At 70.8% G+C, this 15,108-nt stretch carries 9 protein-coding genes; 3 read left to right on the plus strand and 6 right to left on the minus strand.

Annotated features, from left to right (window positions below; all coding sequences use genetic code 11):
* Nucleotides 1-56 precede the first annotated feature (56 nt).
* Entirely contained in the window at nt 57-4,916 is a 4,860-nt protein-coding gene (locus tag AC3WLN_RS12990; protein WP_492481780.1) for an NAD-glutamate dehydrogenase, read from the minus strand.
* Between the two features lie 1,104 nt (nt 4,917-6,020).
* Between AC3WLN_RS12990 and AC3WLN_RS12995 the strand changes: the two genes are divergently transcribed.
* Complete coding sequence (locus tag AC3WLN_RS12995; RefSeq protein WP_492481782.1) at nt 6,021-7,070, plus strand: PAS domain-containing protein; 1,050 nt, start codon at nt 6,021-6,023, stop codon at nt 7,068-7,070.
* Nucleotides 7,071-7,122: 52 nt separating this feature from the next.
* On the opposite strand, the gene AC3WLN_RS13000 is transcribed toward AC3WLN_RS12995, so the two are convergent.
* From AC3WLN_RS13000 to AC3WLN_RS13020, 5 genes are all read right to left on the minus strand, one after another.
* Nucleotides 7,123-7,542 (minus strand): FKBP-type peptidyl-prolyl cis-trans isomerase, encoded by a 420-nt coding sequence (locus AC3WLN_RS13000; protein WP_463774068.1) that lies wholly within the window; start codon nt 7,540-7,542, stop codon nt 7,123-7,125.
* 72 nt (nt 7,543-7,614) lie between these two features.
* On the minus strand, nt 7,615-8,766 hold the full coding sequence (locus tag AC3WLN_RS13005) for a GNAT family N-acetyltransferase (protein WP_492481784.1): 1,152 nt from the start codon (nt 8,764-8,766) through the stop codon (nt 7,615-7,617).
* Entirely contained in the window at nt 8,763-10,121 is a 1,359-nt protein-coding gene (locus AC3WLN_RS13010) for a lipopolysaccharide biosynthesis protein (RefSeq protein WP_492481786.1), read from the minus strand. The genes AC3WLN_RS13005 and AC3WLN_RS13010 overlap by 4 nt, the downstream gene beginning before the upstream one ends.
* An 82-nt stretch (nt 10,122-10,203) precedes the next feature.
* Nucleotides 10,204-11,163, minus strand: coding sequence for an SGNH/GDSL hydrolase family protein (locus AC3WLN_RS13015; RefSeq protein ID WP_492481788.1), 960 nt, complete (start codon nt 11,161-11,163; stop codon nt 10,204-10,206).
* Nucleotides 11,127-12,221 carry an OpgC family protein gene (locus tag AC3WLN_RS13020; protein WP_492481790.1) on the minus strand — a complete coding sequence of 365 codons (1,095 nt, stop codon included), beginning with the start codon at nt 12,219-12,221 and terminating at the stop codon, nt 11,127-11,129. The genes AC3WLN_RS13015 and AC3WLN_RS13020 overlap by 37 nt, the downstream gene beginning before the upstream one ends.
* A 294-nt stretch (nt 12,222-12,515) precedes the next feature.
* On the opposite strand from AC3WLN_RS13020, the gene AC3WLN_RS13025 reads away from it, so the two are divergent.
* Together AC3WLN_RS13025 and AC3WLN_RS13030 are read left to right on the plus strand one after the other, a co-directional pair.
* Nucleotides 12,516-14,081, plus strand: coding sequence for an ATPase domain-containing protein (locus tag AC3WLN_RS13025; RefSeq protein WP_492481792.1), 1,566 nt, complete (start codon nt 12,516-12,518; stop codon nt 14,079-14,081).
* A complete protein-coding gene (locus AC3WLN_RS13030; protein WP_492481794.1) occupies nt 14,068-15,108 on the plus strand; it encodes a sensor histidine kinase in 1,041 nt (346 codons plus the stop codon). The genes AC3WLN_RS13025 and AC3WLN_RS13030 overlap by 14 nt, the downstream gene beginning before the upstream one ends.

The raw sequence follows: 15,108 nt of genomic DNA on the forward strand, positions 1-15,108 counted from the left end.
GACGGGCCCCCCATCGCCCCGCCTCCCGTGTCCCCGTCGGCGGACACCCGTCCGGCTCAGCCGGCCGTGCCCTTCGGCCGCGCCAGGTCCGCCAGCAGGCTCGCCGCCACCGTCGCCTTCGAGACCGTGAGCCCCGAGGCGGTCACCGCCTCCAGGGTGGCGCGGGCATGGTCGAGGGCGGCCCCGCGGCTCCGGCTCCAGGCCGCCACCGCGTCGGCCCCGGCCCCCACCGTGCCGACGATCTCGGCGGTGAGCTGCCGGTGCGCCGTGGCGATGTTGGCCACCGCCCGCTCCAGGGCGATGCGGTCGTAGGTGTCGGCGGTGGCGACCCCCCGCGCGGCCGCGGCGAGTTCGGAGAGCTGGAGCGCCCGGTCCAGGGCGAAGTGGGTCGCGGCGATGTCCGGCATCGCGCCGCCGCCGGTCTCGGCGATCCGGACGATGTCGGGGGCCGAGGTCAGGGCGGTGAGCGCCGAGAGGCGCCGGGCGGGCGCGGCGGCCATGCCGAGGCCGACGAGCTCGGCCTCGCGCGCGGCGAGCTGCCGGTTCACCGCCTCCCCCATCACCTCCGGCAGGGCCGCCTGCAGGGCGCTGATGCCCTCGCGGTAGCGGGCGACGACGGGCGCGACGCCGCCCGCGAGGTCGAGGTTGCGCAGGAACCAGACGATCCGGCCGACGAGCAGGTCCTGCACCTCGGCGTAGAGGGCGATCTGCGCCTGACCGCCGATGGCGCCGGAAAGGCCGTCGATGGCCAGATTCAGCTCCATCAGGCCGTAGGCGTCGCGGGTGATCGCGTAGGCCTTGGCGATGGCGCTCGCATCGGCGCCGGTCTCCTCCATCAGGCGGGTCACCAGGGAGGGGCCGCCCCGGTTGACGATGATGTTGGAGAGCGCGGTGCTGATGATCTCCCGGCGCAGGCGGTGGCCGCCGACCGCGTCGGGGAAGCGCTGGCGCAGGGCGGCGGGGAAGTAGCGCTGCAGCTCCCGGTCGAAATAGGGGTCGTTCGGGGCCGGGCTCGCCAGCAGCGCGTCGTAGAGGGCGAGCTTGGCGTAGGCGAGGAGCACCGCGTATTCCGGCCGGGTCAGCCCCTCCCCCTTGCGCATGCGCTCGGCGATGGCGGCGTCGTCCGGCAGCAGCTCCACGCTGCGGTCCAGGCGCCCCTCGGCCTCCAGGGCCTGCATCGTGCGCATGGCGAAGCCCGTCTCGGGCAGGCCCCGGTGCTGGGCCAGCGAGAGGGCCAGGGTCTGGAGCTGGTTGTTGCGCAGCACCAGGGCGGCGACCTCGTCGGTCATCGCCACCAGGAGTTCGTTGCGGGCCGGCCCGTCGAGGCGCCCGTCCCGCTCCGGACTCATCAGGGCGATCTTGATGTTCACCTCGACGTCGGAGGTGTTCACCCCGGCCGAGTTGTCGATGGCGTCGGTGTTGAGGCGGACCCCGTTGCGGGCCGCCTCGATGCGCCCGCGCTGGGTCGCCCCGAGATTGGCGCCCTCCCCGATGACCCTGGCCCGCAGCATCGCCCCGGTGATGCGCACCGCGTCGTTGGCCCGGTCGCCGGCCTCCTCGTCGGATTCCGAGGTGGCGCGGATATAGGTGCCGATGCCGCCGAACCAGAGCAGGTCCACCGGCGCCTTGAGGATCGCCTGCATCAGCTCCGCCGGGGTCGCGGCGTCCTGCGCCAGCCCGAGCACCGCCTGGATCTCGGGGGAGAGCGGAACGGTCTTCAGGCTGCGGGCATAGACGCCGCCGCCGGGCGAGATCAGACCGGCATCGTAGTCGCGCCAGGAGGAGCGCCCGAGGTCGAACAGGCGCTTGCGCTCGGAGAAGCTCGCGCCCGCGTCGGGGTTCGGGTCGAGGAAGATGTCGCGGTGGTCGAAGGCGGCCACCAGGCGCAGGGCGCGCGACAGCAGCATGCCGTTGCCGAAGACGTCGCCGGACATGTCGCCCACGCCCGCCACCGTGATCGGGTCGCTCTGGGTGTCGATGTCCATCTCGAGGAAGTGGCGCTTCACCGCCTCCCAGGCGCCGCGGGCGGTGATGCCCATGCCCTTGTGGTCGTAGCCCTGGCTGCCGCCCGAGGCGAAGGCGTCGCCGAGCCAGTGGCCGCGCTCCGCCGAGAGGGCGTTGGCGATGTCCGAGAAGGTGGCGGTGCCCTTGTCGGCCGCCACCACGAGGTAGGCGTCGTCGGGGTCGTGTCGCACCGTGTCGGCCGGCGGCACGATGGCGTCGCCCACGATGTTGTCGGTGAGTTCGAGCAGGGTCCGGATGAAGATCCGGTAGCTCTCGGTGCCCTCGGCCATCCAGGCCTGCCGGTCCGAGGCCGGCGGCAGGCGCTTGGGGAAGAAGCCGCCCTTGGCGCCCACCGGCACGATCACGGCGTTCTTCACCTGCTGGGCCTTCACGAGGCCGAGCACCTCGGTGCGGAAATCCTCCGGCCGGTCGGACCAGCGCAGGCCGCCGCGGGCGACGTAGCCGAAGCGCAGGTGCACGCCCTCGACGCGCGGCGCATAGACGAAGATCTCGAAGAACGGGCGCGGCAGCGGCATGCCGCTGACCTTGGCGCAGGCGAACTTGAAGGCGATGGCCTCGCGGCGCCCGCCCCCCGGCGCGACCTGGAAGAAGTTGGTCCGCAGGGCGGCCTCGATCAGGTTGACGAAGCGGCGCAGGATGCGGTCCTCGTCGAGGCTGGTCACGGCGGCGAGATCGGTCTCGATCCCGGCGCGGATCTCGGCCTGGGCCGCGTCGCGATCGGCCTCGGATGCGGGGTCGAACCGGGCGCGGAACAGCGCCACCAGGGCGCGGGCGATGCCCGGATGGGCGCTCAGCGTGGCGGCGAGGTAGTCCTGGCCGTAGCGGATGCGGAGCTGGCGCAGGTAGCGCCCGAGGGCGCGCAGCAGGGCGGCCTCGCGCCAGGGCAGCTCGGCCTCCAGCACCAGCCGGTTGTAGCCGTCGGATTCGGCCAGCCCCGTGCCGAGCGCCAGCAGCGCCTCCTCCAGCAAGGTCTCGAGGCGACCGAGGTCGATGGCCGCCCCGGTGGCCCGCTCCAGCAGCATGTCGTGCAGCCAGACCCGGGCGGCCTCGTCGGTGCCCGGGGGCAGGATGCGGTAGGTCCGCTCGTTGATGACCCGGAACCCCAGATTCTCCAGCACCGGCACCCGCTCGGACAGGGAGAGCGAGGCGCCCCGCGAGAACACCTTGAGGCGGATCTGCGAGTCCGGGTCGGTGGCGCGGCGCCCGATATCGGCCGCGCGGGGCCGCTCGGGGCTGAGCCGCTCCAGCGTGGCGATGTCGGCGATGGCGACGCGGGGCGCGAAGCTCTCGCGGTAGGCCGCCGAGAAGGCCTCGCCGTAGCGGGCCGCCAGGGCGCGGGCCTCCGGGCCGTCCAGGGTCTCGGCGAGCGCCGCCCGCAGCTCGTCGCCCCAGGTCCGGACCAGGGCGGCGATGCCCGCCTCCAGGGCGGCAGGGTCGCGCTCGGGCGCGCCGGATTCGGGCAGGCCGATGATGAAGTGGGTGCGGGCGAGCGGCCCGTCGGGGAAGTACGGGTAGGCCGCCGAGACCCGGCCGCCATACTCGCTGGCGAGATAGGCGCCGATCCGGGCCCGCACGGTGGAATCGTAGCGGTCCTTCGGCACATAGACGAGGAGCGAGACGAAGCGCCCGAAGCGGTCGGGCCGCGACAGCACCCGCAGGCGCGGCCGGTCGGCGAGGTGGGCGATGGCGAGGCTGAAGCGGTAGAGCCGGTCGGCGTCGATCTGGAACAGGTCGTCGCGCGGATAGGTCTCCAGCACGTCGAGGAGGCCGCGCCCGGCATGGCTGGTCGGGTCGAGCCCGGCGCGCATCGCCACCTGCGCCACCTTCTCGCGCAGGTAGGGGATCTCGCGGGTCGGCAGGGTGTAGGCGCTCGCGTTGAACAGGCCGACGATGCCGACCTCGCCGGTGAGGGCGCCGTCGGCGCCGAAGAGCTTGCAGGCGATGTAGTCGAGATGGGCGGCCCGGTGGACCCGGGACTTCACGCTGGCCTTGGTGATGATCAGGGCCTGCGGGCCTTCGAGGAAGGCGTGGATCTCCGGCGTCATGTCCACGAGGGCGCCACCGCGCCGCAGCACTGCCACGGCGGGATCGCGCAGGAGCCCGAGCCCGGAGCCCTCCACCAGGGAATGCTCGGAGCCGGACAGGCCGTGCTCGCGCAGGCCCAGCAGGGTGAAGTGCCCGGCGCCGAGCCAGGCCAGGAAGGCCCGGGCCTCGGCCACCTCCCCCTGCGGCAGGGGCGGCGGGGCCTGGGCGTAGCCGTCCGCGAGGCCGGCGAGGCGGGCCGCCATGGCGTCCTGGTCGTCGGTGGCCAGGGCGACGTCCCGGAAGACGCGGGCCAGGCCCTCGACGAGCCGGGTGCGGGCCTCGCCGGCATCGAGCCGGTCGAGGTGGATGTGGATGAAGCTCTCGCGGGCGAAGCCGGCCTGGGTGTCGGCCGTGGTCTCGCCGACCACCCGCACCAGGGCGCCGGTGCCGTCGCGCTCGACCCCGAGGATCGGATGGGCGACGAGGTGGGGCGCCAGGCCCTGCTCGGTGAGCTCGGCCAGGGCGGAATCCAGCAGGAACGGGCGGTTGTCGTTGACGATCTCGACGATGGTCAGGTCGCGGGCGCGGCCGTCGCGCAGGACGGCGAGGTCGCTGACCGCCAGGTTGGCGGGCGCGCCCGGCCGCCGGGGCTCGGCCAGGTGCGCGCGGGCCGCGAGGGCGAGGTCGGCCAGATCCTGCGCCGCGTAGGGGGCGAGGTCCTCGGGGGGCACGCGCCCGAACAGGTCGGTGACGAAGCCGCCGGGCCCGCCCTGCGCCGCGACCCGGTCGGACGCGGCGCCGAGCAGGTCGGTGCGTGCGCCCCGGGCCTCGGGGGTGGAGAGGGCGGCGTTCCGTTCCAGAGCCATGTGATTGTCATCCTTGCGGCGGGCGTCGGCGCGCTCAGGCCCCGGCGAGGGGGACGGAGGCGGGACGCCCCTGCGGGCGGAGGGCGGCGTGCCGGTGGCTGGATCGCATCGCTCGGTCGCCGATCCCGTTCAGCCCGGGGCTTGCGCCCGGGTCGATACCCGTGCCGGCGACTCGCTCGCGCCGCACGCCGTCCGGCCGGCACTTGAGCACCCGCACCGGTGTCTTTCCAGGGCCGGGAGGCCGGATCGGCTCCGGCCGGCTACGACCGGCGCCCGATGTCAGGCTTTCGCCCCGCCCGCAGACGGGGTTTCCGGACGGCGAATCGGGTCCGCGCCGCCGGAGGCGTGTCGCCGGGGGGTGAAGACGGCGCCATACGGCACGTTGAAGCCCCGGTCACCGATCGCTCAAAGGTCGTATTCGATCCGAAAACCTCCAGACTCTATGCCGCTCTCCTCACGAAATGTTGAAAGAACTCCTGATTTCAGCCGAAATCTGCGGGATTGGACTTCATGCGTAATGCATGCAGATACATGCCGTGGCGTGTCGCTCGACGTGCAAATCTTGCAGGGCGCGGCCGTCCTCGAACCGGACGGAGGCAAGGGGCGCCGGGCCCACGAGGCTTCTCCAGCGCAGGCACGGAGGACAAGGGCCGCGATCGACAAGTCTTGGTGCAATCGCGGTGGCCGAACGGGCGATCATAGACCCGACTTTTCAGACACATGCAGGACAAACCCGAGTTTTTGCCCAGGCCGAACCTCGCCCTGCCCCGGGCGAACCCTGGCGTTCCATCGCGCCCGCCCTGGAGGCGCCGGAAAGACGCGGGCTGATCGACGCGGGAGGACGGAATGTCCTGAGATCTGCGATGTCGCATCACGCCGTACCGGGCCTTACAGCCCGCCGCACGCGACAGGGCCCGTCACGTAAAAGGGATATCATGCATACAATTTACAAGTCCGAAGTCCTTGCAATTGCATCGGCTTGAGCGCTGACTGATAATAGTCGAAGGTACGGCGGCGTGCTGCACAACCATACGCATCATGAGAGATGAACCTTTGTTTTCCGCGAGCGTGATACGTCCCGGGTTTGCTGTGGCGCGCGAGGACGTGCGGCCGCCCGCGCCGGCCTCCCACGGCCAGGTCGTCCGGCTGGTCGAGGAACTGGCCCAGATCGGACTCTGGTCCTTCGACCTGCGGACGGGCTCCCTCTCGATCTCGGACGGGGTCGCACGCCTCACCGGCCTGCCGCAGCAGATGACGGGCATGGATGCGCTGCGGGCCCTCATCCATCCGGAGGACCGCGCGATCTTCGAGGAGGTCTCGACCGCCCTGCGCACGGGAATCCCCGTCGATCGCGGCTTCCGCATCGTGCGCTCCGACCGCACGGTGCGGTGGGTCGAGTTCAAGGGGAACGTGGTCTTGGGCGCGGATGCCGGCCCGGTGCGCGCCGACGGCATCCTCCTCGACGTCACCAGCCGCCACGAGACGACCCAGTCGGTCGTCCGCAACCAGGCCCGCTACGAGGGGCTGGTCCAGGCCATCGCCGCCGTGGTCTGGCTGATGACCCCGGACGGGGTCCGTCGGCCGTCGCCGAGCTGGTGCGCCCTCACGGGACAGACCGCCGAGCAGTGGCATGCCGGCGGCTGGACCGCGGCCATCCATCCGGAAGACCGGCAGCGGGCGGCCGAGGCCTGGGCGACCGCCTTCGCCCGCCACGAACCCTACGAAGCCAATTACCGCCTGCGCCGGGCCGATGGAAACTACCGCTGGGTCAGCAGCCGGGCCGTCCCGGTGCTCAACCCCGACCGCACCGTGCGGGAATGGATCGGCCTCGTCATCGACATGACGAGCACCGCCAGCGTGATGACCCAGCCCGACGACCTCGCCCTGGCCGACATCTCCGGCGCGCTGATCCGCAGCGCCCGGGCGATGCTGAACTGGTCGATTCCGGACCTGGCCGCCGCCGCCGAGGTCTCGGGGTCCAGCATCAAGCGATTCGAGGAGAACGGCGGCGGCGTGCTGCGGCCGCGGACCCGGACCGCCATCCGGCACGCCCTGGAGGCCGCCGGGATCACCTTCATCGCGCGGCTGTCCGGCGAGGTCGGCCTGGTCTACCGGCCGCCGGCCGGCGGGTCCGCGTCACCCGCCGGGGCGTGACGCGTCCGAGAGGTCGCCGGTCGCGCGACCTCGACGCGACCGGCGTGGTATCCTAGCGGGCGCCGAGAAGCTCGACGTCGAAGATCAGGGTCGCGTTGGGCGGGATCACGCCGCCGGCGCCGCGCGGGCCGTAGCCCTGGTCGGGCGGGATGATCAGCGTGCGCTTGCCGCCGACCTTCATCGTGGCGACGCCCGTGTCCCAGCCGGCGATGACCTGCCCGGCGCCGAGGGTGAAGGTGAAGGGGGTGCCGCGATCCCGCGAGGAATCGAACTTCTTGCCCGGCTTGCCGCCCTCGTCGAGCCAGCCGGTGTAGTGGACGCTGACCTTCTGGCCGGCCTTCGGCTCGGGGCCGGTGCCCACGACCTCGTCACGGTACTGGAGGCCCGAGGGGGTGGTGACGGTCTCGGCGGATGCGGATGCAGTCATGGCGAGGATCAAGGCTCCGGTGAGGGCAACGAGGGGACGGCGCATGGAAAGTCCTGTCTGGCATGCCGAGGCGGCGCAGTAGCACGGACCGGGCAGGAGGTCACAACCCCGCGCCCTTCAGCGCCGCAGCAACCGCCGCGCCTCGCCCCGCGCCGTCTCCTCGAACCGGGCCAGCCGGAGGCGCCGCTCCAGGCCGATCAGCCCCCGCCCGCCCGCAGGCACCGCGATGATCTCCGCCACGGCGTCGCGCTCCCGATAGAGGCTCTCCAGGGCCGAGCCCGCCAGGGTCGCCGAATCGAGCCGGTCGGCGAAGGCGTCCGCGTGCAGGGACTGCACGATCTCGGCCTCCAGCACGAGGCCCGGCGCCAGGGCCCGGGCGCTCTCGTCGTAGGCGGTCTTCAGGAGGTAGGCGGTCCCACCCGCCACCAGGGCCAGGCTGACGGCCAGGGACGTCCCGTCCCGGGTCAGGCTGTCGGCCCGGACACCGACGGGGCCGCTCCCCGCCCGGAACAGCGCCCGGGCGAAGCTCGCATGCGACGGGCGACAGGCCATGGCGCTACCGGCCGCGCCCTTCCAGCCCGCCTCCTCCACCGCCAGGAAGTCCTCCACCGCCCGCGCCAGGGCGGGGCCCTCCGTCGCCGTGACCAGGCACACCGCACCACTCTCGGCAAGGCGGCGCTGCCGGCGGCGCAGGTCCTTGAGCCGCGAGGGATGCGGGTGGCCGGCAAGGAACGCGGCGTGATCGGTCCGTCGGTCCAGGACCGGGCGCTCGAACCGCGCGACCTCGCCGAGATCCCAGCCGGCCGCCGCCATGGCGGCGATCAGGTCGCGACCCGGGGCCGCCTCGACCGAGAGGAGCGGCCAGCGCCAGGCACGCCCGCCGGACGCGGCAGCGAGGCCCTCGACCAGCGCGGCCAGGATCGCGGGCCGGTCCGAACCCGCCGCCACCAACGGCGCGGTGGCGGTGATGAAGGGCGACAGGAACGGCAGCGCCACGGATCGCCCGAGGCCAGAGATGTCGTAGGACCGTCGAAACGGCAGCATCGCCTCCAGGCGATCCGGGCCGTGCACCAGGACGACCCGCAGGTCCGGCGACGCCAGACCGCTCGCCAGATGGGCCTGCATCACGTGCCGGCTGAAGAACGGATGGGCGTCCCCGGACCGGACCGAAAGCGCGTCCCAGGCCGCCGCTTCCTGCCCGAGGGATGCCAGCGTGGTGATCGTATGGCGATAGGTCGGCGCAGGCGGCCTGGCGTGAAGAGCGCTCATCGACCCCGCCTCCCGAGGAGACCGAGCCGGACCGGAGTGATCAGGCCGTGCACCGCATGCGCCGCCCAGGCCATCGCCACGGCGCGCACCACGGTGGCGATGGCCATCCCCAGCGCCGCTCCGACGACGCCGAAGGCCGGCACCAGCGCGAGGCAGAGGCCGCCGGCCAGGACCAGCATTCCCAGGGCGATGCCGGCGGCAAGGCGCTCGCCGCCGAGCATGTTGAGCAGGTCCTCGCCGGGCCCGAAGACGCTGGCGACGACGCTGCCGGCGACGAGGACAGCGAGGATGGGCAGGCTGTCCCGGAACTCGGGGCCGAACAGACCGAGCAGAAGGGGAGCGGCCGCGACGATGGCGATGCCGATCACGGCCGTCGCGGCCAGGGTCAGGCGGGCCTGCAGGGTCACCAGGGTGTCGAGTTGCATGCGATCACCGGCGGCATGGGCGGCCGTGAAGCGCTGAGCCGTGGCGGCGGTGGCGGCGAAATGCACGAAGACCACGAATTGCTGAATGCGCGTCGCGGCGAAGTAGAGGCCGACCGTCGCGGGCGGAACGAGCAGGCTCAGCACGACGACGTCGATGAAGCTCGAAGCGGCCCCTGCCAAATCGCTGGCGGTGATCGGCAGGCAGGCGCGGAACCAGCGCCGCCAGGCGTAGCGGCGTGGGCCCGCCGGAAGAACTCTCCGCAGGCCCCTGAGCAGCAGAGTCGCCTGGATCGCCACCGCGACGCCGGTGGCCACGAGGGTGCACAGGACGGCGATGCGGGCTTCCGCCGGGGCGCCGAATGCCACCGCGGCGAGCATCGTGGCCATGATCAGGCCCTGGCGCAGGAGGTAGGGTGGCGCGATGGCAAGCACGGCCCAGTTCTGGCCCCGGGCGACGCCCTCGCAATAATCCTGGAGCGCGAAGAGCGGAAGCACGAGCGCGGCGACGAGGAGCGGGGCGGCATAGGGCCCTTCCAATAAGGAGCCCTCCAACCAAACAAGGGCGAGGCCGCCGAGAGCGATCGCGACTGCGCTCACCAGGGTCACGACAGCGCCGCCGACGAGGTAGGCCCGAACGGCCGCCAGGTCTCCGCGGGCCTGATCGGCCGGCATGAAGCGGCAGGCGCCCTGCGACAGGCCGAGAGTGGCCGAATGCCCTAGGATCGCGATCCAGACCCAGATGGCGGCGAAGACCCCGTATTCGGTTCCCCCCATCAGGCGGGCCATCAGGACTTGGCCGACATAGGCGAAGCCCGCGGCGCCGATGCGGATCGCGAAGACATGGATCGCGGCGCTGGCCGCGCCGGTGCGCAGGCGCGCCAGGATGGTCCACAGCCCGGCGGCTCCGATCCTGTCCGTCGCTGTGCTCACCGAATGGCCCCCGCCCGATCCGGAACGGTGTAGGGCCTCGGCCATTTCGGGGCCGTTAAGCCGAGCGGTTAAAGCTTTGCGTTCAGGGACCGCCCGGCACCGGAGCGAGCTTGACCCCGGCCGAATCCTTCGGTGGCGCCAGGGTCAGGGCCGGGCGACCCGCGCTGCCCGTCGAGGCCGGATCGGGCTGGAGCAGCGAGAGGGTGATGGCGCGGGTGACGTGCTCGGCCATGCAGCGCAATCCGAGATCGTTCAGGCGGAACTGACTGCCGAGCAGGTGCCCCTCGCCCTTGTCGTTGCGGCGGGCGAGATACCGCATGGCTTCGTAGCGCTGCACGAGGGGAACGCCCTCCCGCAGGGCGACCTCCTGCACCTTGCCCACGAGGCTCGTGTAGTAGGCGTCCTGGGCGAGGCTCGCGGTGTAGACCGGGCTGACCAGCACGACGTCGATCGCGTGGCCCTTGATCCACTGCACCGTCTCATCGAGGGCGGTGCCGAAGGCGTCGAGGTCGACCCGCGCCAGAGCGTCGTGTGAGCCGACCTGCCAGATCACGAGGTCGGGCTCCAGCTCCGCCACCATGCCGCGCAGCCGCTCGCCGGCACCGGAAGCGATCTCACCCTGCAATCCGCGGCTCTCCACCACCACGTCGACATCCGGCAGGGACCGCTCGAGGGCCGTCTCCAGCTTGACCGGGTACGTGGCGGAGGAACCGAGACCCATCGTCGACGCCCCGATGGCAAGGACGCGGACGGGGCGCTTCTCCTTCAGGGCCGCCTTCACCGCACCGAGGCGGGCCACGGTGTAGAGCTTCGAGCCGGGCACGCGGCATTCGGGCGACAAGGTCACGTCGACGGCCTCCGCATCCGCGCCCTGTCCAGGCACCGCGACGCTGGGCGGCGAGACCACGGTCGGCGGCGGAGCCCCCACCTTGGCAGGCTCCTGATGTGCAGACGGCTCCTGCGCCCGGACCCTGCCCCCGCCGATAGGGCAGAGGAGAGCGAGGCTCAGGGTGATGAGAGCCGCGGCTTGCGGGAGCGCCATTCGACGAACCATGCGGTGAAACCCAGTGCGAACAGGCCGAACCCTACGACGAAAACGTCAACAACGACACCGCCGCCGGTCCAGAAGCGTACGAGTTGCGCGGCGAGGCTGAGCAGAGAGCCGATCGAGAAGACCGCCAGCGAGTTTCGCCCGAGGCTGGCGAGGAACGTGGTGATCCACCCCAAGCGCGGCGCGAGAAAGGCATAGAGCGTCTGGAAGGCGAGGAGCACGCCCAGGAAATGAATGACGCGCGCCGGCGACAGGTAGGTCTTGTCGAAAGTAAAGACGAGGCGCGGATCGGGCACGAGGAGCGGATCGGGTCGCAATTCAAGCACCGAAAGGACGATGCCGGTGAGGACGATCACGACACCGACCGGGACGAGGCGCCGCGACCAGCGCTTCAGCCAGGAGGAGGTTCGGCTGAAGTCCTGCATGGTGAAGCCCAGGACGAGCAGGAGCTGCCAGCAGAATGGGTCGAAGAACCAATCCCCCTCCCCCGGCCAGGACGGCAGGTTCCACTCGAAGACGAGGCTCGCTGCATAGAGGCCGAAGGATAGGAGCAGTGCGCCGAGGCGGCTCACCCGTCCGATCAGCACGAAGATCGGCGCGATCCCGAGGAGCACCACGTAGAGCGGCAGGATGTTGAAGAAGCCGAGTTGGTGCGTCAGCAGGACGAAACCGACCATGGTCTGGATCGGATCGGCGAAGAAGCCGCCGGCATTGTGCCATTCGAGCAGCAGCGGGTTGTCGAGTACCAGGGCCGTGCCCGCGATCATCCCGAGGGCGAGCGCCATCGTGGTGATCTGGGCGCGATAGACCTCGATGGTGCGCGACATCAGGCGCAGGACGGTCTTCAGGCGCGGCTCGGGGCTCCCGTCGCGGTTGCGCGTGGCGATCCCGATCGACCAGCCGGCCAGGAACACGAACAGCTCCGCGGCATCCGAGATGCCGTACTGCGAATAGGTGTAACGCTCGAAGGTGTTGCCGGGAATGTGGTTCACGAAGATCGTGACGAGGGCGAGACCCCGCCAGAAATCCACCGCGTTCGGTTCGCGCATCGTGTCTCCGCACTCCGGCAGCTCGAAAGGACAGGCGCTAGGCGCGCTGGACGTCGCGGCCGCGCTGCAAGGGCTGGTCCTGATACGGTGCCCCCGCGCTTCTGCAAAGGGCAACCTTCGGCGACGGCGTGCCTCCGGCGACTCCTCTGCGGTTCGGGAGGGCGGAACACGGCATGGTGTGCCTCGCAGCGGGTCTCTGGCGCGTATCCTGCGTGCGGTGTGGCATAAATACCGGCGACGCCGGGGGGTCCCGCACCTATGGTGGGCCTCCTTCGACACGTTTCGGAATGATCCATGCAGACCCCCGTCGTCGGCGATGCCGCGCCGATCCCGACCGGAGTGCCAGGCCTCGACGAGATCCTCCACGGCGGCTACGCGGCCCATCGGGCCCACCTCATCGAGGGACGGCCGGGCAGCGGCAAGACCACCGTCGGGCTGCAGTTCCTGCTCGACGGCCTGAAGCGGGGCGAGCGCGGTCTGTACATCACCCTGTCCGAGAGCCGGCGCGAGTTGCTGTCGGTCGCCGGGCGCCATGGCTGGTCCCTGGACGGCATAGAAATCTACGAGTTGGTTCCGCCCGAGCTCAGCCTCGATTCCGAGCAGCAGCAGAGCCTCATCCACTCCTCCGATCTCGAACTCGGCGAGACGGTCCGGATGGCCCTGGCCGAGATCGAACGCGTGAACCCGGTCCGGGTGGTGTTCGACAGCCTCTCCGAGATCCGGCTGCTCTCGCAGGGGTCCCTTCGCTATCGGCGGCAGGTGCTGGCCCTCAAGAGCTACTTCCTGCTCAACGACGCCACCGTGCTGATGCTCGACGACCTCAGCTCGGATGACGACGACCTCAACCTGCACTCGATCAGCCACGCGGTCCTGCGGCTCGAACAGGTGACTCCGACCTACGGGGCCGGGCGCCGCCGGCTCCACGTCATCAAGATGCGCGGCACGCCCTATGAGAGCGGCTATCACGATTTCGTCCTCAGGCGAGGCGGCGTGAGGATCTTCCCGCGCCTGGTCGCAGCCGACCATCATGCCGAGTTCGAGGCCGAGACCATCGCCTGCGGGGTACCGGAACTCGACGCGGTTCTCGGTGGCGGCCTCGACCGGGGTACCACCAACCTCATCATCGGGCCTTCCGGCGCCGGCAAGTCCACTTTGGCACTCGGTTACCTGATGGCCGCCCTCGATCGGGGGGAGCACGGTCTGGTCATCAGCTTCGACGAGACCGCCGGCATCCTGCAGCGTCGCGCCGCCGGGATCGGCTTCGCGATCGGTCCCCACATCGCATCCGGTCGCCTGCGGATCGAGCAGATGGACCCGGCCGACGTCTCAGCCGGCGATTTCGCCGGACGCATCCGCGACGCGGTCGAGACCGACCGGGCACGCGTCGTGGTGATCGACAGCCTCACCGGCTATATGAGCGCCATGAGTGGGCAGCCCCACCTGGTGCTGCAGATGCACGAGATGACCACCTACCTGAATCAACAGGGCGTGGTGACGATCCTGGTGCTCGCCCAGCACGGCATGGTGGGTCGGATGGAAGCTCCGGTCGACCTGACCTACGTCAGCGATACGGTGGTGATGCTGCGCTTCTTCGAGGCGGCTGGCCACGTACGCCGGGCGCTCTCTGTTCTGAAGAAGCGGACCGGTCCCCATGAGGACACCATCCGAGAGTTCCGGATCGATTCCCAGGGTCTGAGAGTCGGCGCGGTGCTGAAGGACTTCCGCGGAGTGCTCACTGGCGTACCGACCTTCGAAGGCAGCCGCGCCGAACTCCTCGACGACCGTCCGCCGCTGGCGGCACGGATCACCGGCAACCCGCCAGGCTCCGAAGATCCATCCGGTTCTCATGGCGCAGCCTGATCCCATCGCGCTGATCCTGGCGCCGGGCGGGCGCGACGCGCGGATCGCCGCCGCGATCCTGGCGGAGGTCGGGATCGACTCGCGGATCAAAGACAGTCTGGCCGATCTCGTTGCAGACCTCGATGTGGCGGCCTGCGCCGTGATCACCGAAGAGGCGCTCCTTCACTCCGACCGCCGGGCGATCGCCGAGTGGTCCGAGCGGCAGCCCCCGTGGTCCGATTTCCCCTTCATCCTGCTCAACCATCGCGGCGCCTCGCCCGATGAGCGCTTGAGCGGCCTTCTCGGCAATGTCACGCTGCTGGAACGCCCTTTCCACCCGGCGGTGCTCGCCAACGCGGTGCGCTCCGCGCTGCGGGCTCGGCGGCGGCAATGGGAGGTGGCAGCCCATCTCGACGAAAGGCAGAAGACCCATGAGCGTCAGGCCCTACTGATTCGCGAGTTGCATCACCGGGTCAAGAATACGCTGGCGACGGTTCAGGGCCTTCTCGGCGCCACCGCGCGCTCGACCCACGACGTCGAAACTTTCTATCAGTCCTTCTCGAACCGCATCGTCTCCTTGGGCAAGACCCATACCCTGCTCACCGAGGATTACTGGCAGACGGCGCCGTTGCACGAACTCCTGGAGAACGAACTCAGCCCCTACAACGACGCCAAGGGTCAGCGCATCCACCTCGACGGACCGATGATCGAGCTGGCCGCCGATCTCGCCGTCCCGACCGGGATGGCATTTCATGAGCTGACGACGAACGCCGCCAAGCACGGAGCTCTGTCCCAGCCCAGCGGACGGATCTCGATCGTCTGGAACGTCGTGCCGGGGGAGACCGGACGGTGCCTGATCCTCGACTGGACGGAATCCGGCGGACCTGCGGTTTCGCCACCCCAGCGCAAGGGGTTCGGCTCGACCCTGCTCCAGCGGGTCCTGGCGCAGCAGTGCAATGCCACCGTGGCGATCGACTATGCGGAAAGCGGGCTGCGCTTCCACATGGAGGCACCCTTGCCGGAGGAACGGCTGGTCCCGACCTACTGA

This window comes from Methylobacterium sp. FW306-05-D (assembly GCF_058782155.1).

Bases quoted from the DNA above. Each gene is read 5' to 3' on its own strand.
- AC3WLN_RS13015 (WP_492481788.1), bottom strand. From the start codon at position 11,163: ATGGCGCTCCCGCAAGCCGCGGCTCTCATCACCCTGAGCCTCGCTCTC.
- AC3WLN_RS13020 (WP_492481790.1), bottom strand. From the start codon at position 12,221: ATGCGCGAACCGAACGCGGTGGATTTCTGGCGGGGTCTCGCCCTCGTC.
- AC3WLN_RS13025 (WP_492481792.1), top strand. From the start codon at position 12,516: ATGCAGACCCCCGTCGTCGGCGATGCCGCGCCGATCCCGACCGGAGTG.
- AC3WLN_RS12990 (WP_492481780.1), bottom strand. From the start codon at position 4,916: ATGGCTCTGGAACGGAACGCCGCCCTCTCCACCCCCGAGGCCCGGGGC.
- AC3WLN_RS13005 (WP_492481784.1), bottom strand. From the start codon at position 8,766: ATGAGCGCTCTTCACGCCAGGCCGCCTGCGCCGACCTATCGCCATACG.
- AC3WLN_RS13000 (WP_463774068.1), bottom strand. From the start codon at position 7,542: ATGCGCCGTCCCCTCGTTGCCCTCACCGGAGCCTTGATCCTCGCCATG.
- AC3WLN_RS13030 (WP_492481794.1), top strand. From the start codon at position 14,068: ATGGCGCAGCCTGATCCCATCGCGCTGATCCTGGCGCCGGGCGGGCGC.